This window comes from Aliirhizobium wenxiniae (genome assembly GCF_019511445.1).
In the GTDB taxonomy this organism is placed as follows: Bacteria; Pseudomonadota; Alphaproteobacteria; order Rhizobiales; family Rhizobiaceae; genus Neorhizobium; species Neorhizobium wenxiniae_A.
In genome coordinates this window covers 1-17,530 of record NZ_JAEUAN010000036.1, presented here as the reverse complement: position 1 = coordinate 17,530, position 17,530 = coordinate 1, and the positions used below count along the sequence as shown (strand labels likewise).

General features: G+C 56.9%; 22 protein-coding genes. 13 read left to right on the top strand and 9 right to left on the bottom strand.

All coding sequences use genetic code 11. From position 1 onward, the window contains the following. Nucleotides 1-152 precede the first annotated feature (152 nt). The 3 genes from JNB91_RS28860 to JNB91_RS28850 all read left to right on the top strand — a co-directional run bounded on the left by JNB91_RS28860 (nucleotide 153) and on the right by JNB91_RS28850 (nucleotide 1,654). Nucleotides 153-368: a hypothetical protein gene (locus tag JNB91_RS28860; RefSeq protein WP_220328881.1), complete on the top strand. Its 216-nt coding sequence runs from the start codon at nucleotides 153-155 to the stop codon at nucleotides 366-368. Nucleotides 369-379: 11 nt separating this feature from the next. Continuing rightward, complete coding sequence (locus JNB91_RS28855; protein ID WP_220328880.1) at nucleotides 380-562, top strand: hypothetical protein; 183 nt, start codon at nucleotides 380-382, stop codon at nucleotides 560-562. A gap of 558 nt (nucleotides 563-1,120) precedes the next feature. Next, a complete protein-coding gene (locus JNB91_RS28850) occupies nucleotides 1,121-1,654 on the top strand; it encodes a helix-turn-helix domain-containing protein (protein WP_220328879.1) in 534 nt (177 codons plus the stop codon). Between the two features lie 444 nt (nucleotides 1,655-2,098). On the opposite strand, the gene JNB91_RS28845 is transcribed toward JNB91_RS28850, so the two are convergent. The 6 genes from JNB91_RS28845 to JNB91_RS28820 all read right to left on the bottom strand — a co-directional run bounded on the left by JNB91_RS28845 (nucleotide 2,099) and on the right by JNB91_RS28820 (nucleotide 8,094). Beyond that, nucleotides 2,099-2,356, bottom strand: a complete 258-nt coding sequence (locus tag JNB91_RS28845; RefSeq protein WP_220328878.1) for a DUF982 domain-containing protein — start codon at nucleotides 2,354-2,356, stop codon at nucleotides 2,099-2,101. Between the two features lie 515 nt (nucleotides 2,357-2,871). Then, a complete protein-coding gene (locus tag JNB91_RS28840; RefSeq protein ID WP_220328877.1) occupies nucleotides 2,872-3,660 on the bottom strand; it encodes an ABC transporter ATP-binding protein in 789 nt (262 codons plus the stop codon). Between the two features lie 2 nt (nucleotides 3,661-3,662). After that, nucleotides 3,663-4,511 carry an ABC transporter ATP-binding protein gene (locus tag JNB91_RS28835; protein ID WP_220328876.1) on the bottom strand — a complete coding sequence of 283 codons (849 nt, stop codon included), beginning with the start codon at nucleotides 4,509-4,511 and terminating at the stop codon, nucleotides 3,663-3,665. Next, nucleotides 4,504-5,418, bottom strand: a complete 915-nt coding sequence (locus JNB91_RS28830; protein WP_220328875.1) for an ABC transporter permease — start codon at nucleotides 5,416-5,418, stop codon at nucleotides 4,504-4,506. The genes JNB91_RS28835 and JNB91_RS28830 overlap by 8 nt, the downstream gene beginning before the upstream one ends. Further along, nucleotides 5,418-6,479 (bottom strand): ABC transporter permease, encoded by a 1,062-nt coding sequence (locus tag JNB91_RS28825; protein ID WP_220328874.1) that lies wholly within the window; start codon nucleotides 6,477-6,479, stop codon nucleotides 5,418-5,420. Before JNB91_RS28825 ends, JNB91_RS28830 begins: the two co-directional genes overlap by 1 nt. 25 nt (nucleotides 6,480-6,504) lie before the next feature. Beyond that, nucleotides 6,505-8,094, bottom strand: coding sequence for an ABC transporter substrate-binding protein (locus JNB91_RS28820; protein WP_220328873.1), 1,590 nt, complete (start codon nucleotides 8,092-8,094; stop codon nucleotides 6,505-6,507). Between the two features lie 52 nt (nucleotides 8,095-8,146). Between JNB91_RS28820 and JNB91_RS28815 the strand changes: the two genes are divergently transcribed. The 9 genes from JNB91_RS28815 (at nucleotide 8,147) to JNB91_RS31035 (ending at nucleotide 14,361) form a co-directional block, all read left to right on the top strand. Continuing rightward, entirely contained in the window at nucleotides 8,147-8,923 is a 777-nt protein-coding gene (locus JNB91_RS28815) for a GntR family transcriptional regulator (protein ID WP_346269422.1), read from the top strand. Nucleotide 8,924: 1 nt separating this feature from the next. After that, nucleotides 8,925-9,845 (top strand): dihydrodipicolinate synthase family protein, encoded by a 921-nt coding sequence (locus tag JNB91_RS28810; RefSeq protein ID WP_346269421.1) that lies wholly within the window; start codon nucleotides 8,925-8,927, stop codon nucleotides 9,843-9,845. Between the two features lie 13 nt (nucleotides 9,846-9,858). Further along, nucleotides 9,859-10,998: a mandelate racemase/muconate lactonizing enzyme family protein gene (locus tag JNB91_RS28805; protein WP_220328871.1), complete on the top strand. Its 1,140-nt coding sequence runs from the start codon at nucleotides 9,859-9,861 to the stop codon at nucleotides 10,996-10,998. 668 nt (nucleotides 10,999-11,666) lie between these two features. Continuing rightward, nucleotides 11,667-12,035, top strand: a complete 369-nt coding sequence (locus JNB91_RS28800; protein WP_430736375.1) for a response regulator — start codon at nucleotides 11,667-11,669, stop codon at nucleotides 12,033-12,035. 410 nt (nucleotides 12,036-12,445) lie between these two features. Then, a complete protein-coding gene (locus JNB91_RS28795) occupies nucleotides 12,446-12,655 on the top strand; it encodes a cold-shock protein (RefSeq protein ID WP_018902430.1) in 210 nt (69 codons plus the stop codon). 121 nt (nucleotides 12,656-12,776) lie between these two features. Continuing rightward, nucleotides 12,777-13,001 (top strand): hypothetical protein, encoded by a 225-nt coding sequence (locus JNB91_RS28790; RefSeq protein ID WP_220328869.1) that lies wholly within the window; start codon nucleotides 12,777-12,779, stop codon nucleotides 12,999-13,001. A gap of 7 nt (nucleotides 13,002-13,008) precedes the next feature. Further along, the gene (locus JNB91_RS28785) at nucleotides 13,009-13,335 is read left to right on the top strand and encodes a DUF6481 family protein (RefSeq protein ID WP_220328904.1); all 327 of its coding nucleotides are present in this window, start codon (nucleotides 13,009-13,011) and stop codon (nucleotides 13,333-13,335) included. Between the two features lie 78 nt (nucleotides 13,336-13,413). Then, nucleotides 13,414-13,689 (top strand): hypothetical protein, encoded by a 276-nt coding sequence (locus tag JNB91_RS28780; protein ID WP_220328868.1) that lies wholly within the window; start codon nucleotides 13,414-13,416, stop codon nucleotides 13,687-13,689. A 219-nt stretch (nucleotides 13,690-13,908) separates the two neighbouring features. Beyond that, on the top strand, nucleotides 13,909-14,361 hold the full coding sequence (locus JNB91_RS31035; RefSeq protein ID WP_223218453.1) for a hypothetical protein: 453 nt from the start codon (nucleotides 13,909-13,911) through the stop codon (nucleotides 14,359-14,361). A gap of 66 nt (nucleotides 14,362-14,427) precedes the next feature. Here the strand turns inward: JNB91_RS31035 and JNB91_RS31815 are convergent, their stop codons facing one another. Further along, nucleotides 14,428-14,613, bottom strand: coding sequence for a DUF982 domain-containing protein (locus JNB91_RS31815; protein ID WP_430736376.1), 186 nt, complete (start codon nucleotides 14,611-14,613; stop codon nucleotides 14,428-14,430). Between JNB91_RS31815 and JNB91_RS31030 the strand changes: the two genes are divergently transcribed. Further along, nucleotides 14,578-14,766 carry a hypothetical protein gene (locus JNB91_RS31030; RefSeq protein WP_223218462.1) on the top strand — a complete coding sequence of 63 codons (189 nt, stop codon included), beginning with the start codon at nucleotides 14,578-14,580 and terminating at the stop codon, nucleotides 14,764-14,766. The genes JNB91_RS31815 and JNB91_RS31030 overlap by 36 nt on opposite strands. Before the next feature lie 258 nt (nucleotides 14,767-15,024). On the opposite strand, the gene JNB91_RS28765 is transcribed toward JNB91_RS31030, so the two are convergent. Then, a complete protein-coding gene (locus JNB91_RS28765) occupies nucleotides 15,025-15,330 on the bottom strand; it encodes a DUF982 domain-containing protein (RefSeq protein WP_220328867.1) in 306 nt (101 codons plus the stop codon). Between the two features lie 1,553 nt (nucleotides 15,331-16,883). Next, nucleotides 16,884-17,189, bottom strand: a complete 306-nt coding sequence (locus tag JNB91_RS28760; RefSeq protein WP_220328866.1) for a hypothetical protein — start codon at nucleotides 17,187-17,189, stop codon at nucleotides 16,884-16,886. Nucleotides 17,190-17,530: the final 341 nt, after the last annotated feature.

Here is a 17,530-nt window from a genome sequence, read left to right as displayed (position 1 = left end):
TTTCAGATCCTCCTGTTGAGGTGGATCGAACAGGCAAGCCTCACGGGAGTTCCCTTCGTTCTCGATGGATTTGCTTCAAATTGAAAAATTCAAAGATCCCGGAACTTTGCATATTCCGGCGAGTTAGCGGCGCCAATCCAAAGGAGTTCAATATGGCAAACGCTGATCGAAAGCACATCGGTTCAGGATCGCACGGCAAAGGGGACGGTACAGGGACGATGACCGAGCTCGACCCGGATGTGCTCCCAGAAAACATGGTGCTTTCCAACCGCGACAAGGCGCAGCACTCGCGCGAACGAGGATTGGACGGCAAGGCAATCCAAACTGAACAGCTTCATGATCATGAAGCCAACAAAGATCCAGCTTGATAGGTGAAGACATGAGCAGCAGACTTCCACCCGTTCCAGACGAGAATCGCAGCCCGAAGGGGACCGGTTCGTCGCCAGACCAGCCCGCCAATCTGAAATCCCCGAAAGATCCGGCGGACAATCCCGATAAGATGGGGCAGCAAGGCAACAGCAAGGTCAACACGACTCATCAGGGTTATCAGCAGGACCGGTAGACCGTGCCTCATACAGCCGGCGCGCGCGAGCCATGGAAAGAAAGGGGTTGGGATCGGCGAAAGGGGGAACCAGAACCTACGTTCTGAAACAGGCCTCCGGTGTCGCACTAGGGATCTTGACCCGTTACATGATAGGGGTCGGGACTGATTAGCGCTTCTTGGCTCCATACCATTGAAGCCGGAGCATCGACGCCTCATTGGCGCACGAGCATCGACCGATTGGTTATAGGGCTGAGATGAAGGCATGGCATCTCGGAAACATGATCATCTCGCGCGAGCTGTTCAGTGCTGTAAAACTTTCAACTTCGTCCTGAAAGTGTGCGCAAAAGAAAGTGGATCATTGGTTCCTGACCTTGAACCGGGCCGGCGAGACGACGACCCTTTGCGACGATACTGTCGATCGAAGCGAGCCCGGTGCGTTGCGCTTGCGTTCTGACAAGGCCTTTTGAGGGCCAATCCACTGACAGCAACCTGTTGTTCCTATATCTCCCACGCGATCTTTACGCGGACATTTCAGGAGAGCTTGACGAACTGCGAGACGTTGCATTGTCCGGACCAATGATTGGGCTGCTGTCGGATTTTCTTCTGTCATTAGAACGGCGATTGCCGACGCTGACAGAAGCTGAAGTCAGCGCCACCGCCTCGGCGCTCAAGGCGATGGTTTCCGCTTGCCTGGTGCCACACGGGAAAAACGATCGGCATTTGGCCGCGGATGCTGTCAATGAGGCACTCGCTGATCGCGTCAAACGCTACATAGGCCAAAACCTCAGCCTGCCGAATCTGGGGCCAGAGCATATTTGCGCAACTCTGGGCCTTTCGCGCTCAAAGCTTTACCGGCATTTCGAAGCTTCAGGGGGTGTGGTGCGCGAGATCAGGCAGCAACGTCTGCTCGCCAGCAAGGCAGCGCTTGCTGACCGTGCCGATACACGACCGATCCATCGTATAGCGGAAGATTGTGGATTTGCCTCGGCTGAGGACTTCTCAAAGGCTTTCCGACACCAGTTCGGTTTAACCCCAGGCGATCTGCGCAGGCTTGCAGACCGCAACCATGAAACGATTGTATCGCCCCAGACGCCCGACTTCGGGCGATGATTGCTGGAGTTGGGCTGTTGATTCGGGACTTGCAGACAAGATTCGGAAACTCTCAGACAATGGCATAAGCTAAGTTCCGGATTAGGCTGATCCCCTGTCACGTTTCGGGGATTGGCCGATGGCTCGTCGATATGAAAGTTCGGATGTGCGCGATGAGCTGGAACATATTCTGGCGCAGCCTTTTCTCGACGATCCACTCAGAAGACTGCTGATCTGCCTCGCAGATCAACGGCTTGCCGGAGAATACGACATTGCAAATCGCGATGGAGGTGTTCGGGAGAGATGCTGCCAGCGATGTACGCCACGATCCTGTGGTCCCGATCCAGATGGCTCGACTTCACGCGAAACTCGAGAATTATTACCAGCAAAGCAGCCGGACCATCTTGTTTATGATAAAGCGGCGACCCCGACCTTTCCTGGACTTTCGAACAGGCGGCAGACGGCTCAGTCCTTCAGGACGCCCGCACGTTGCGCAGCAGTCGTGAACGCAGAGCGGGCATCCTCTGGCCCGCAATTATTCTCGAAAACCTCCAAGCAAATTCTCAGCGCCTCGGAATACTCGTCGCTGTGATCCGGAGCCCAGTCGTCCATCATGACATCCGCGGCAGCTCTCATCGTCCACACTTCGACCGATCCCGCTGACGGCAGCTCGAGTTTCAGCGGAACCTGCCATGGCTCATCGTAACGATTTTCATCCGACATGGGCCGCTCCGGTTCTTCGGAGCGATTTTCCTGTTCTGGACGGAGAATACAAGAGGCCAGCACCGATAGATGCGATGTTGGCTTCCCGTTTCCGGCTTTGACTAACGCGGATCCTTTACCGCAACGTACACGACGGCATGACCGTCGTAGCGGGGCTCGAACCAGTTGCCGCCGCAATCTCGATAGGAAACACCGTTGACGACGACCGTCACACACTCAGGTGGGAGCGTGGCAATGATCGTCCCAACCGCGACGGCTGTTGCGGCGGCTCCCCACACGGCAGCAGGTCCCCAGTAGCCGGGCCAGTACGGACCAGAAGAGGCGGCGGCGGTGGTAATGGCGGGTGTGGCCCAGGATGCGGCCATCGATCGTGGAAGTAGCGATGTATTAGTCCTCGCCAACCCTGTAGATGGATGGATCCGGATGGAACTGGAAAGAATGGGATTCTGGATCATATCGGTCTCGGCCGCCTGGATCTCTGAATACACCAGTCCTGACTCGGCGAGTCGAAAAAGCTATGCAGGCAATGCGGCACTGTTACGTTCCCGCTTTTCACTCACGTAGCCGCGGCTGCCATCCATCAGGATGCGCGTGTAGGGATGCTCCACGGTGTTTTCGAGCAGTTGCTGCCTGGTGGCAATCTCGACAAAACCGCCGCTCTGCATGATCGCAACCCTGTCGCAGAGATGCGCGACGACCGCAAGGTCGTGGCTGACGAGGATATAGGTCAGTTTCTCCCGTTCCCGCAGGTCTTTGAGCAAGTTCAGAATTTCGGCCTGGATGGAGACGTCGAGTGCGGAAGTCGGCTCGTCGAGCAGCAGGATCTTTGGTTCGAGAATGAGGGCGCGAGCGATCGCCACGCGCTGCCGCTGACCGCCGGAAAGCTGGTGCGGATAACGGTAGCGGAACTTCAGCGGCAGGCCGACATCGGTCAGCACTTTTTCGATACGCTCCTGCCGACGGTCCTTGCCGTGGATTTCCAGAGGCTCCAGCAGGGTCCGGCCAATCGTATGGCGCGGATGGATGGAGCCGAACGGGTCCTGAAACACCAATTGCTGTTTTGCCAGCTGGGCACGGGTGCGCTTCTGGCCGATGGTCTCGCCCTCTATTTCGATCGAGCCAGTCCATTGTTTGTTGCGGCCGGCAAGCGCGCCCAGAATGGTGGACTTGCCGCAACCGCTTTCCCCAACGAGGCCGAAGGTTTCACCTTTCTGCGCCTCGAAAGACACGTCCTTGACAACCTTCAGGGCAGTGTCGCCATGTCCGTAGGAAACGGCCAGATGTTGGGCCTTGATCATGGTCATGTTCAGTTCTCCAGCCATGCCGGGTCGCGACGCAGAACTTCCAGCCTGTCCTTGGGACGATCGAGGCTTGGAAGGGCGTTCAAAAGACCGCGGGTATAAGGATGTTGCGCCTGATCGAGATCGGCTGCGGTGATCGTTTCGACGACACGACCGGCATACATGATGATAACGCGGTCGCAGAAACTGCGCACCAGATTGAGATCGTGGCTGATGAAAATCAGGCCGATATTGCGCTCCACCACGAGGTCGTCGAGGATCGTCAGAACCTGCTGGCGCACCGTCACGTCGAGCGCGGAGGTCGGCTCGTCGGCGATGATCAGCGATGGCTGGGCGATCAGCATCATCGAGATCATGATGCGCTGGCCCATGCCGCCAGAAACTTCATGCGGATAAAGATCGAACACACGCTCCGGATCGCGAATGTTGACACGTTCCAGCATGGCAAGCGTGCGGTTGCGCGCTTCCTGCCGTGTAGCGCGTTCGTGCAGGATCACCGTTTCGGAAATCTGCTCGCCAACGGTCATCACCGGGTTCAGCGAATATTTCGGATCCTGCAGGATCATGGCGATGCGCCGTCCGCGAATGGAGCGCATCTCCTCTTCGCTTGCCGTCATCAGGTCGACATCCTCGAACTGCATGCGGTTGGCTTTGACGATGGCCTGCGGCGGCTGAAGGCGCATGATGGCGCGGCCCGTCGTGCTCTTGCCTGAACCGGATTCACCGATAATGCCCACTTTTTCGCGGCCAACGGTGAAGGATACGTCATGCACGGCGGTGGTAACGCCGGTGAGGGTCGGAAACTCGACGGACATGTTTTCGACCGTCAGAATGGTATCGGATGTATTAGCCATTGCGGGGGTCCATGATGTCGCGCAGCCCGTCGCCGAGCAGGTTAAAGGCCAGGCTGACGGTCAGGATTGCAATGCCTGGAACCGTTGTCAGCCACCATGCGTCGAGAAGGTATTGACGGCCGGAAGCAGCCATTGCGCCCCATTCAGCCATTGGCGGCTGTGCGCCAAGCCCAAGGAAGCCAAGGCCGGCGGCCGTCAGGATGATGCTTGACATGTTGAGGGTCAGTCGCACGATGATGGAAGGCGCGCAGAGCGGCACGATATGGCGCAGCAGGATGCGTCCCGTACCGGCGCCCTGAAGTTCGGCGGCGATGACGAAATCGGCATGGCGGAATGTCAGCGTTTCGGCTCGCGCTAGACGCGCAATCGGCGGCCAGACGGTAAGCGCGATGGCGATGACGGCGTTTTCGATGCCGGGGCCGAGAGCTGCCGAAAACGCCAGCGCCAGAACAAGGCTCGGGAAGGAGAGGAAGATGTCGGTAATGCGCATCAGCACGACATCCACCCAGCCGCCGAGGTAACCGGCCGTTGCCCCGATCACAAAGCCGATGGGGGCGACGATGATCGTCACCAGAATGGTGATGTAGAGCGTGGTTCGCGCGCCATAGACGAGCCGTGAAAAGACGTCGCGTCCGAATTCGTCGGTGCCGAACCAGTGAGCGGCTGACGGTGCCTGTAGCGCCTTTAGGAAGTCCTGCGCAAACGGATCATGAACCGCGATGACCGGCGCCAATGCGGCGACGATGATCAACAGTAGGACAATGGCGAACCCAGCGAAAGCAAGCGGATTTGCGATCAGGCTGCGCCAGCCAAGATAGACGCTGTGCAGACGTGCCTGTCGAGACGACGTGAAGTCCTCGCTGATCAGCCAGTCGTGCAGGTTTGAAAAAGTACCGGACTTGGCCATTAGCGGGTCCTCGGATCGATGAAGCGATAAACGATGTCGGAGAGCAGGTTGATGGCGATCGAGATGATGCCGATCAAAAGAACGCTTCCGAGCACGGCGTTCATGTCGGCGAAGAAGAGAGCCGATGTGAGGTAGGAGCCGAGGCCGGGCCAGGCAAAAACTGTTTCGATCAGAACAGTGCCATCGAGTAAGCCGCAATAGGCAAGCGCGATCACTGTCAGAAGCTGGACGCGGATATTGCGAAACGCATGGCGCCAGATGATCGGTCTCTGCCCTAGGCCTTTGGCACGCGCCGTCAGAATGTACTCATGACGAAGCTGCTCCAGCATGAAGCTGCGCGTCATACGGCTGAGATAGGCCATCGACGCGTAACCGAGGATGACGGCCGGTGCGATGATGTGGTGAACCGCGCTCCAGAAGACGTTCCAGTGACCGCCCAATGCGGAATCGATCAGGATGAAATTGGTACGCGCTTGCACGATGCCTTCGTCATAAAGATAGACGCGACCACCTGGCGGGATTGCTCCCAGGTAGGCGTAGAAGACAAGGATAACGACGGTGCCGAGCCAGAAGATCGGAGTCGAATAACCTAAAAGACCAACCACGCGGGCGAGATGGTCAACCCACGTTCCTTTGCGCACTGCCGCAACGACACCGAGCGGGATGCCGAGGCCAGCGCCGATGATCGTCGCGAGTGTGGCCAGCTCGATGGTTGCCGGGAAGACGCGGGCAAGGTCTTTCGAAACGGCTTGTTTGGTTATGATCGACTGGCCGAAATCCAGATGTACCACGTCACTCAGATAATTGCCGAACTGTACATAGATCGGCCGGTCGAGGCCCATCTCCTTGTAAACGCGATCGTAAGTCGCTTGGTCGGCCTGATCGCCGATGACGGCAATCACGGGATCGGCCGGAACCATGCGGCCCACCGTAAAGGTGATCATCATCAGCCCAAGCAGCGTTGTCAGGATCACGACAAAGGATGTTGCGATCTTTGCCGCAGCTTTAGGAAACGGCGATTTCCTGCTCGGCGGGGCATCGGAGGTTTGGGTAATGCTCATGCCACTGTCCTTGAAGTTTTTGTCGTCACTCGCCCTTGGTCACGGTGTCCCAGCGGGTGAGCCAGGTCGGGTGCCCGACATAACCTTTCACCTCGTTGCGGACCGCTTTCGGGTCGGTGCGTTGAAATGATGTGACGAGTGCCGGCGAAGACCGCAGATAGGCTTCGTTGATCCGCGCATAAAGCTCATCGCGCTTTTCCTGATCGGTCTCGTGCGCCGCTGCGGTGACCATGCTCTGGATGTCCTTGGGCACATCCCAGGCCGAGCGCCACGCGACGAGACCCGCCAGCTTGGCGTTGTCTGCATTATTGGCATTCGTGGCGTAGGATTGCAGGACGGCGTGGGGATCGGGCAGGCGTTCGCCCGTTCGCGAGGAGAACAGTTCGAACTGGCGAGCCCGGAACTTGCCGATCTGGTCGCCGATCTGAAGGTCGAGCTTGATGCCTGCCTTGGCGGCGGTGTTTTGAAGAGAAATTCCGACCTCGGATTCCGGCGTGCCGGGCTGCGCGAAATAGACCTTGGAGAAACCTTCCGGATAACCCGCCTCCGCAAGCAGCTGCTTCGCCTTGTCGATATCCAGCTTGTAAGGCATGTCGGCGGAAGCGCCCGGCAGTCCGCCCGGAATGATGGTCTGCTGCTTGATCCCGTAATATTTCATCACCGAACCGGCGAGGCCGTCATAATCGATCAGGTAGCGGAAGGCTTCGCGCACCTTGGGGTTCGATAGGATCTCGTCTTTCTGGTTCAGGGCCAGATAGTAGAAACCGAAACCCGGCACCTTCTGGACTGTCACCTTCCCATCTCTTTCGAGGCCGGAAAGATCCGTGGATGACAGGCGCGTTGCCACGTCCACGTCTCCGGCGTCGATCTGCAGGCGTTGGGCCGAGGATTCCGGCACGTGTCCCATGTAGACACGCTTCATGGCGGGCTCGCCCTTCCAGTAATCCGTGAACGCGTCGGCGATCAGCAACTGGTTGGACCGCCAGGTGACGAGCGAATAAGGCCCCGATCCGGCATCTGCCGTCTGAAGATAGTTCCGCGCCCAGTCGCCATCCTTCTCCTTGCTGGCAAGGAATTTGCTGTCGACAATAGACGTGGAATAGCTGGCCAGCGAATAAAGGATGAGGTTGGGATTCCACACCTCGGGCGTCACGAGAACGAGCGTCTGATCATCCGTTGCCCGGATAAGCTGGTCGACATTCTTGGCCGAAAACCCCCATTGGCGCAGATCGGTAGATGGCGCCAGGCCGAGCTTGACCAGCCGATGCAGCGACCATTCCACATCCCGTGCCGTAACAGGATTGCCCGAATGGAAGGTGACGCCCTGCCGGATCTTGAACGTGAACGTCTTTCCATCGTCGGAAATCGCCCAGCTCTCAGCCAAAGAAGGCAGCGGCTTCGTGATGTCGTCCGGCGGCAGCGAGATCAGGCGATCATAGAGGTTCGCGACAACCTCTGCGGCTTCCAGCTGGTTGATCTCATGCGGGTCGAGACCGCGCATAGTCGTCATCATGATGGCGATAACCAACTGGTCTTTCGGGGTCGCGGCCGCGGCGGGATCCAGTGCCGCGAGCGTGACAGCGCATGCCATCAATGCGCGTTTGAGCGTCTTCATATCAGCCTCCCAAGGCTCCTCAACCTCGCCATACCGGAAATTCTTTCTCGACATGGATTTCAAATCTGATATACCAGATTTCATAATAATTGATCCTCGTCAACGGATTTTCGACAAGATGGCGACAGCTACCCTCCCTCCCTCAGGCGATGCCGAGTTCGAAAAGATCGACGCCAGCTTCCAGATGACGGTGCGCGATCACGTGCATCGCGCTATGCGCAGCGCAATCATTTCCGGGCGTTTTGCTTCGGGTCAGAAAATCAATGAACGAAATCTCGCGGAGCAGTTCGGGGTAAGTACGACTCCAATTAAGGAGGCTCTGCGCCAGCTTGAAACGGAAGGTCTGGTAGAGGCTCTCCCGCGGCGCGGTGTCGTCATCAGGTTCAGCAGTTCATGGGCGGAGGAGATGATCCTTGCGCGTGCCGCACTGGAGTCGATGATCGCCCATCTTGCAGCAAAACGCGTCGACGAGAAGGGCAGGGCGGAGCTTCAGTTGATCGCCAACCAAATGAAAGAAGCAACCATATCGGGGGACGCGGATAGCTTGATCACTCTCAACGAGAGGTTCCACGATCACATCCATCGGAGCTCGAAGTGCGGTTATCTCGCCAAGCTGATCGAGCGCCAGCAATTTTATGACGCGAGTATCCGGCGGGTCATCCATCTGGATCCGACCGAACGACAAAAGGCGCTCGACGAACATGTCGCCATTGCGGATGCGATCGCCGCAGGAGATGCGGATGGGGCGGAGCGCACCATGCGTGATCACGTTGTCCGGTCCGGCGACACGTATCTCAGCATTATTTTCAGGAAAGAGGGAGAAATCTGACGTGATTGATAAACTTCAGACCGTGAGGAAGGCACTGACCGGGATCTCTGGCGTGCCGGTTACACCCTACAAGGGCGATGGCTCGGTCGATACCGGGAAACTGGAAACGCTCATCAAGGGGCTTGCCCGCGCCAAGGTGCATAACCTGATGGCCGCCGGAAATACGGGCGAGTTCTTTACGTTGACCATGGATGAAGTCCGCGAAGTGCACGCGGTCACCATCGAGGCTGCGGCCGGCAACGCGCTCGTTAGCGCTGCTGTCGGTCGGTCGCTGACGGAGGCCAAGGCGCTGGCCAGGGACGCCATTGCCGCCGGCGCTGACGCGATCATGGGCCACCATCCGATGGATCCGTTTGCAGGGCCGTCCTATCAGGCCGGTTATTTCCTTGAACTTGCCGATTTCTCGACCGTTCCCGTAATTGCCTATGTGCGCAACGACAGTTTTTCCGTTGCGGATTTCCGCAGGCTGGCGCTGCATCCGAACATCGCGGGCATCAAGTTTGCTTCTTCCAATCTCATGCTCCTTGCCGAAGTCATCCGGGCGACCGCCGACGCGCCCGCCATCTGGGTCTGCGGCCTTGCCGAAGGCTGGGCGCCAGCTTTCTACGCCATGGGAGCGAGAGGCTTCACGTCCGGCCTCGTCAATGTTTTCCCCGACCGTTCGCACGCCATCCACAAAGCGCTCGAGAACGGAAATTATCCGGCCGCGCGCGCTCTGATCGATCCGATCGCCGGGTTTGAGGCATTGCGCACGAAATACAATAACGGTGCCAACGTCACCGTCGTTAAGGAAGCACTCGGCATGCTCGGCAATGATGTCGGGCCAGTGCGTGTACCCGGTGTCGTGGCGCTGAATGACGAAGAACGCACGACGCTCCGCGCGATCGTCGAACGCGTTAAAGACGAAGCGCTGGCCGCCTGATCGGAGACAAGACGTGCATATTACCGGTATCAAGACCTACATGCAGCGCGTGGACGATCGCCCGCGCCTGCTGTTGAAAATCGAGACGAGCGAAGGAATTTCCGGCTGGGGCGAGTGCTATGATCACGGCCCGGACTGGGCGCTTCCGCCGCTTCTCGACTATCTCTTTCATCAAATCGAGGGCGAGGATCCGCGCCGTGTCGAATTCCTCGTTCTGAAACTTAACCAGCAATGCCGGTTTCCTCCCGGGGCCCTCGGTCTTGCCGCGATTTCAGCGATCGATCACGCATTGTGGGATATCGCCGGCAAGGCTGCGGGGCTGCCCGTCTATATGCTACTGGGCGGCAGTGTGCGAGATCGGGTACGGATCTATTGCGGTGTCTATACCGCGCCGGATCCCGAACAGGTGCTCGAACAGACGCAAAAGCTCAACGAGGATTACGGTTACACGGCCTTCAAGCTCAGCCCCTATCGCCGCGATCTTCATTTCGGTCGCTGGGGCGAACTGGTGAAGGAGACGGGGGATTGGTTCGGACGCATCCGCGAGATCACGCCATCGCATTTTGAGTTCGCATTCGATGCGCATGCCAAGATTTTCGAGCCATACAAGGCGATCCAGCTTGCCGCCGCCATCGCGCCCAACGACCCGCTTTTCTATGAGGAGCCGATCCGGCCGGAGCATATCCCGGCATGGAAGGAGTTGAAGTCGAAGGTAAACGTACCGCTTGCCACCGGCGAGTCGCTCTACAACCGCTTCGAATTCCTCAACCTCCTTACCAATCAGGGGGCTGATATCATCCAGCCGGATATCTGCGTTGTCGGCGGCGTTTCGGAAATGCGGCGTATCGCGACGCTTGCGGAGGCCCATTACGTGACCGTCGCTCCACACAACCCGATGGGGCCTCTGGCAACAGCCGTCAACGTGCATTTCTGCGCGGCGCAGCCGAATTTCCAGGTGCTGGAATTCAAGCCGCATGTGCACGCACCTTGGGCGCTCGATCCTTATATGCCCGTCGGCGGCCATATGGAACTGCGGCCGGATCGGCCCGGCTGGGGCATCGAGATCGACGAGACGGTCCTTCAGAAGGATGATTACATTCACTGGGAACGAAAAGTAACCCGCAAGCCCGACGGCTCGACGGCGTACCCGTGATCAATAGAGATTGCCGCTTTTCGGGCGGCAATCTCGGAGCATCGCTGAGATACATCCTAGTGCGAACAATCGAACTAGTCCGCATAATCAGCTCATTTGGGGGAATTGCGGTCGTTGGTTCCGAATCCATCAAGAGCTTTGTAACCATCAACGATTAGCGGGCCCATATGGGCCTGACTTATTAGGCTCGCTCAAAGCGCTATACCGTACGGATCGCTGATCCTGCTCAGATGATGATGTAGCCGATCAATAATCGCACTGCGTGCGCCGGACCGCCTTTGCACGAGCCCGATCGGCCGAAATATGTGCGGTTCGCCAAACGGCGCCGAGACAATCGGCAAAGAGATGTTTCTCAACGCAATCCAGGGGACCGCGGACACACCAAGACCTGGATTGCGCAAGAGCCCACCGGGGCAATTGTGTCGATCTCGGACCTCGATCACCGAGCACAAGAGGTAGAAGAACCAAGTTTCCTTCCCCGGGATGACGGCTACAGGCACATTCCTATTCGCACTTGACTGAAAACGACGATCACGAGGAAAAAAGCTTCGGAGTTTTCGTGGCACTACTGGAACGAAACACGCAACGATCTATTTGGTACGTTATCAGGCAAAATGTTTGAGGGCTTGAAGCAGGGCCACCTCTCTCCAACCGAAACGAGACAGCCCGTGCATTCCGAACCCATCACCGTTCTCGTCGTCGAGGATGAGGCCCTAATCCGGCTTGCAATCGTCGACGAAATGGAAGTAGCTGGCTTTCAGGTCTTCGAGGCCGATAGTGCTGCAGCCGCAATCGCCATCATCGAACGCCATGCTGATATCCGGATGATCTTCACCGATATCGATATGCCGGGTACGATGGACGGACTAAAACTTGCAGCATTCGTTCGCGATCGTTGGCCACCCATCAAAATCATTGTCACATCAGGCAGGTTTATCCCGGGCGCAGGTGAGCTGCCGCCCGGCGTTCCTTTTGTTGCCAAGCCGTACGACTTCGAGCTCGTCATTCGGTCGATACACGCGGCAATGATCGAGTAAGGTAGCTCTGCACTGCTCACCAATTGCTGATGTAGCGGCCCGGCGTCTGGTTAACGGAGGAAGGCGAGACGCGCGTGGGAGGAGGTCGACGTCCGGCTATTCCGTCTGAAACCTTGTGGCACGCAAAGGACATTGGTCGGCCACCTTCATCTTTCCTGTAAACGCCTCGGACCACATATGCTTGAGTTTGTGACAACCTAAAGTGGCGATCGCGCTCGTCAAAAAAACTAAACGTTGACGCCGGTCCGTTTGCAGCCTATATAGCTTAAATCGATCTTTTGCTTGCCGAGCTTGTCTACGGCGTGATTGGCACCGCGTTTTAAGCGAACTTCTCTTTCAAAAATAGTCGGTTCATACCCGCGTAGCATCTGCCTCGCGGTCCCTCAATCCATGCTTTGAAAGGGTTCATCATGACCACTGGCACAGTAAAATGGTTCAATTCCACCAAGGGTTTTGGTTTTATCCAGCCCGACAACGGCGGCGCTGACGCCTTCGTTCACATTTCGGCTGTCGAGCGCGCCGGAATGCGCGAGCTCGTTGAAGGTCAGAAGATCGGCTTCGAACTTGAGCGCGACATGAAGTCGGGCAAGATGTCGGCCTGCAATCTGCAGTCCGCTTGATGATATCTGCTTCCCTTTGACCACGGATGTACTGGCATCGCCGGAAGCATTTATCAGTCTGAGGCCAGGCGGCTTGCCTGGCCTTTTTAATTTGGTCGAACGACCGACGATGGAGGAATCCATGACGGAAACATACAGCAAATCTCGCCAGCAGGCCGAACTCGACTTCGGCAACGTTCAATCCCAATTCTTTCCCAAGAACAACGCGTTGGAAGAGTTGAAGTCGGAAGAACACGCACGCGAGGCGAAGACATCACGGCTCAGAGAAGCAAGGCTTGCGAAAGAGCAGGCTGAACGGATGCCGGCAACCGCCGCACTCGTCGCCAAACGCGCCAAGGTGCGCTAACCGCGCCATCGGCGCGGCGCTCCTTGCCGCTTACCAGGTAGCCAAGACCGCTAACGATCCCATAAGGGATGCAAAACATGCCGAGCGCACCGCACTTGTTCAAGCGCGCGACTTACGGCGTGTAGAACGAGACCGTCTCAAAGTTGAGGAGCGTAATCGACGCGACGCCGATGCGGCCGAAAAGCAGGCAGCTATCGAAGCTGCTGCGTTAGCGGAAACGGAGGAGCGCGCAATCGCTGAGAGCGCAAGGATCAGACGTGTCGTTGAGGATGATGCTGCCCGGAAGGCCGCGCGCGATCGCCGCTATGCGAACCGCAAGGCTCGGCAGGCCTAATCGCCAGCAGATTAAACCGGGGCACGTCCCGGCTTGACGAAGCGACCGCTCCGGTGAGGGCCGCATTAGGAGCATGCCATGTCACCAGACAAAAACGAACTGCAGGCGATCAATACGGCTTGGCAGATTGCGATCCAGGAAATCCTGCGGATGGTGATACGCGATATGTACCACGGAAGCAGCGAAGAAGCTTTCAAAACGCATATCAAACGGATCGAAGAAGCCGCGGTCGATAGCATTCGGACGGACTTGCGGCTTCGTGGCACGGACGAGTGGACTGAGGTTTTGGTCAAAGAGCGGGCGAGCAACTTTGTTACGACGCTGCTGACATCTTTCACCTACGATCGTGCCTGATCGCCAACCCTCCAGGTAGTAAGTAATCTATGCATCCAGGTGCGGCCATCCTACCGGAACAAAAAACGGCTTGCGATCGAGCTTGAGTGCGGGAACGCACTTGGAACACCGCCACGCGTGGATCGTTTGGGTGCCGGGGCTATGAGTATCAGACCTTTCCTATCAAGCAGAGCGTACGCGCTTTTGTCTGTCGATCAGCAACCGTAAGGAACCACATCGATGATCGATAAACAGGATTTCTCCGTCAGTTCAAATGGCGACCGGTGGTCGCTTGAAAAGCATCAAGTCTCGGGTGAAACGGTGGTGGTGCACGAAGCGAACGCACCTTCAGGCGGACAGGTAACCCGCATCCCTGTGGCGGATTTTCTCAATCGCAATGTGGGCAAGCCCGAATATGCAGCCCTGCTGCAAATATTGGGTCAATCGCACCCGAGGCCGGAAAGCCAGCTCAGCGAGGATCAGGGTGAAACATCCTCGTATGCGACCGCGATGCGTTACCTCAATCTCGGTGGACGACGCCGGGCGAAGGTGGACGACAATATCGTCACCACGCGGTCGTGGGAGAATGATCCTTCCGAAGCAGAGGCTTTCTGGCAAGCAAACGTCGAAACTCTCGATGAAAGAGGTCGACGAGATGTCGCGCTTCATCTGCCAAGCATCAGCGAACGATAATCGTTCAAGGGATGGACTGACGCAGAGCCAGGAGCAACCTCTTTTCCTGGAGCCTCAGCCTAAGCATTAGCGGCGATCGAGCTTCACTCTGTAATCCGCGTAGGCCGCGATAAATGAAAATCTGGCAATCTCGGCATCGCAGCGATATCTGAGCGCACTGTTGCAGTCAGCAATCGCAGCGCGGAAAGGGGCTCCGGTCTGATGGCGAAAATTTTCATGAAGAAATTTGAGAGCCGCTCTTGGCCCAGTGATGGGCTTATCGAGCAGGCCATCTTGAACGAAGACAGCAAACTCCCACTCGAGACCGAAACCTACGGGGATTACGGAGTTCACGAGCTTCCCTTTCCTGCGGGTCCGAATGGCCGAGAGTTGCAAACGTTCAAAGCGCTGAACGCTGCTGTTTAAGCTGCAATCGAGTATGGCGCCGGGATTTCAGCGCCGTTCCGAATAATTCGCGTCGCGAAGGGGCGGATACCCAGGACAATGCGCGTTATGACGTTCGTTTAGCAATCGAGGCGCAGAATTCGCGTGCTCATATCCACGGTGGCAAAGATTGGATGATCATTACTGAGCCAAATGACTGTTGGGAGACGGCGGGTCGTATGAAGTACGAGTTGCCCAAGGGACCATATCACTGGCAAGGCGAGGTGTGACTGGCGATTACTATGACCGCCTTTTTCCGAAAGAGACTTCCTTGCCGGGACGCTTGACCGCATACGGTATGTAGCGGCGCGTACCGACGTCGGCTTCCCTTGCTGCATCGAGAAATGCTTCGCGCGCCTCTGATGGGTCGCCATTGTTGTCCAGCACCTGTAGGCACACGCGCAGCGCTTCATTGTAGGCTCTACCGCGATCAACCGGCCAACGATGCACAAGAGTCTCTGCAGCCTGCTCGGTATTCCCGATCAAACGGTAGTAGCCGATCTGTCCCAGCTCGACTTCGATAGGTTCATTCCAGTCGCCACGCATCATCATCTCCCATGTAGCGCGGGAATCAACTTCAATGCAGGTAATTGGCTCCTGCGTCGATTAGGTGGAACTAATAGATGCGTACTCTGTTCGACAGGTGGGATCACGCTTGAACTACCTGATCCCTCTCCAGATGTCGTAGTGCAGGCCTAATCTTGCCATTCGGATTGGGCCTGCACGCGGCCTTTGGTTTTTCCCCAAACCTCAATTAGGCCCGCTCGTTTCGGGCCTCTTTTTGTTCTCGGCTTAGATCAGTGAATCTTACTATTTCCACAGTCTTGCGAACGTGAGGCGAACGGATCACGTATAGCCGTGGAACAGTGTCATTTTTCAATTCACGTCAGCGCTTGAAGGCAAAGGTCAGGTTGACGTCAGCAAGCGACATGGGCTCGGCGCAATTCGCGGCTGAAACAATGGCGCGGAACCAAACTTCGAGTTTCGAATTAGTTGCTTTGTCACTCGACGCTCGTGACCACGGATGTAATGGCACCGGTGAAACGGCGACAACGAGGAAGGTCGGCGCGAACTCCCCCGGCCTTTTTTGTTGCCTGTACCGAGAGTAAATGAAGGTGTATTGCGTTGGGAGCACTTGTCTCGAGCAAGTGTAACGCTCTTGCTATGTCTTGAGTCTCCGCGCAGTTTCGCTGAAGCGAAGCATCGTGCCTTCGAATAATGAAATCGCGCACCTCCGGCTCAGGTCTCGCCTAGTGCAATGTCGCAGACACCCCAGCGTGGTTTCTGGAATTGATCTGCGCAATGAATTCGCATGCGAGCTCCGCCGCCTGCTCCATGGTACAAGCGAGTGCGTCAGTAGGATCGGCTTCAAAATGCCCCAGTACTTCCACCAATTTGCGCACAGAGGCTCCCCAGCGTGCCCTAGTTGGTTTGTCAAGCTGGCAAAAGACACGAGTGACCTCTTGTTTCAGCCCACGGAAAAGTAGTCGCCTCTCTTCGCTGCTGAGGCGACTTATTTCAGTTTCCAACCTGCCGCTTGCAACGATCATCCTAGCCTCCCAACAAAACAATGTTTGCGGACGGTATCAGAGAGGAAGGTACTCGTTAATACGGAAGTCGTCTCAGGCTCCCGCGGCCACGCGAGGCAGTGAAGCGTACCAATTATCAATGAAGCTGATCTAGGCCTGCAAGCTTTGAGTGGCTCGTCGCTTGCTCTTTATGACCTCAACCGACTTCACCTATCTTTTGCTGTCCGATTGCAGCTTAATCAACAGGTCGTGCCCTCGTGGTGTGACGTAGAAGAATGTCGCTGATTTCTTCATCTTCATCCTCTGTAACAGGCCTATCGGCTGACGGGTCGTGTCGCATGCACCCACCGCCACGAGAGATGATATCGCGCCGGCTTTTGCATGGTCGTCCGCCAACGATCCTGTCATTGCCACGACAGTGGCGAGCAACGGAATTTCTCCCCACGATGGATAACGGTCGCACGTCGATCCGGATGTCCCGACACCATCAGTTCCAGTAGGCGCAGTTCCAGCCCCGACAACGCTTTGCCCGGTACTCCCGTTGCTGCCAGCGAATGTGTTAGATTCAGTTCAGTCACCGGAGACCTTCGCGTGCAGGTTTTTCCCTCGCACTAGCTGCATATCATGCGAGAAGATTCTGTTTTCGACGACCTCGATCCACATGACTTTGTTGCCGAGCTGGATCTCGTATCTGGCTCGTGCGTGTCCGTCCGCGAGTTGAGCAAAACCCGATGCCTTGATGATCCCCAAGCCAAGGTAGCGCAGGAATTCATCCTTGGTCAGGCTGAACTGCTGATAAATCCGTTGAGCCTGGTGCTCGTCACGAGCAAATGCGCAGAAGGCTTCTAAAGCCCCATTCTTCTTGAATCTGAACATTCGCAACCTGTCGCAACCTTCTCCGGCGAGCAAATACCGCCGTTCTACGCAGGCACAACTGAAGAACGGATAGATCGGAACTGTGCTCAACGAACCCTCGCCGAACAAACACCGTGGCGCGCTATAGTAGAAGGTCGATGATCGGGCTAGCCGCAAATGCGGACACATTCTAGCAGCCTGGAAACTTGATCGAGCACTGTAACGACAGTGACATACCGTGTCAGCCCGAGTGGCTACCAGCGTACAGCGGATATAGCTCGGCGCCTGGCTTTATCCTTTGAACTCCGGTCTGAAGTGTACAAGCAAAGATTTTAACTCGACTTCCCGCACCCGTCGCGCTG

Excerpts from the sequence above, each read along its gene's own strand:
- JNB91_RS28860 (WP_220328881.1), top strand. The coding sequence starts at position 153 with ATGGCAAACGCTGATCGAAAGCACATCGGTTCAGGATCGCACGGCAAA.
- JNB91_RS28855 (WP_220328880.1), top strand. The coding sequence starts at position 380 with ATGAGCAGCAGACTTCCACCCGTTCCAGACGAGAATCGCAGCCCGAAG.
- JNB91_RS28850 (WP_220328879.1), top strand. The coding sequence starts at position 1,121 with ATGATTGGGCTGCTGTCGGATTTTCTTCTGTCATTAGAACGGCGATTG.
- JNB91_RS28845 (WP_220328878.1), bottom strand. The coding sequence starts at position 2,356 with ATGTCGGATGAAAATCGTTACGATGAGCCATGGCAGGTTCCGCTGAAA.
- JNB91_RS28840 (WP_220328877.1), bottom strand. The coding sequence starts at position 3,660 with ATGACCATGATCAAGGCCCAACATCTGGCCGTTTCCTACGGACATGGC.
- JNB91_RS28835 (WP_220328876.1), bottom strand. The coding sequence starts at position 4,511 with ATGGCTAATACATCCGATACCATTCTGACGGTCGAAAACATGTCCGTC.
- JNB91_RS28830 (WP_220328875.1), bottom strand. The coding sequence starts at position 5,418 with ATGGCCAAGTCCGGTACTTTTTCAAACCTGCACGACTGGCTGATCAGC.
- JNB91_RS28825 (WP_220328874.1), bottom strand. The coding sequence starts at position 6,479 with ATGAGCATTACCCAAACCTCCGATGCCCCGCCGAGCAGGAAATCGCCG.
- JNB91_RS28820 (WP_220328873.1), bottom strand. The coding sequence starts at position 8,094 with ATGAAGACGCTCAAACGCGCATTGATGGCATGCGCTGTCACGCTCGCG.
- JNB91_RS28815 (WP_346269422.1), top strand. The coding sequence starts at position 8,147 with ATGGATTTCAAATCTGATATACCAGATTTCATAATAATTGATCCTCGT.
- JNB91_RS28795 (WP_018902430.1), top strand. The coding sequence starts at position 12,446 with ATGACCACTGGCACAGTAAAATGGTTCAATTCCACCAAGGGTTTTGGT.
- JNB91_RS28790 (WP_220328869.1), top strand. The coding sequence starts at position 12,777 with ATGACGGAAACATACAGCAAATCTCGCCAGCAGGCCGAACTCGACTTC.
- JNB91_RS28780 (WP_220328868.1), top strand. The coding sequence starts at position 13,414 with ATGTCACCAGACAAAAACGAACTGCAGGCGATCAATACGGCTTGGCAG.
- JNB91_RS31035 (WP_223218453.1), top strand. The coding sequence starts at position 13,909 with ATGATCGATAAACAGGATTTCTCCGTCAGTTCAAATGGCGACCGGTGG.
- JNB91_RS31030 (WP_223218462.1), top strand. The coding sequence starts at position 14,578 with ATGAAGAAATTTGAGAGCCGCTCTTGGCCCAGTGATGGGCTTATCGAG.
- JNB91_RS28765 (WP_220328867.1), bottom strand. The coding sequence starts at position 15,330 with ATGCGTGGCGACTGGAATGAACCTATCGAAGTCGAGCTGGGACAGATC.
- JNB91_RS28760 (WP_220328866.1), bottom strand. The coding sequence starts at position 17,189 with ATGTTCAGATTCAAGAAGAATGGGGCTTTAGAAGCCTTCTGCGCATTT.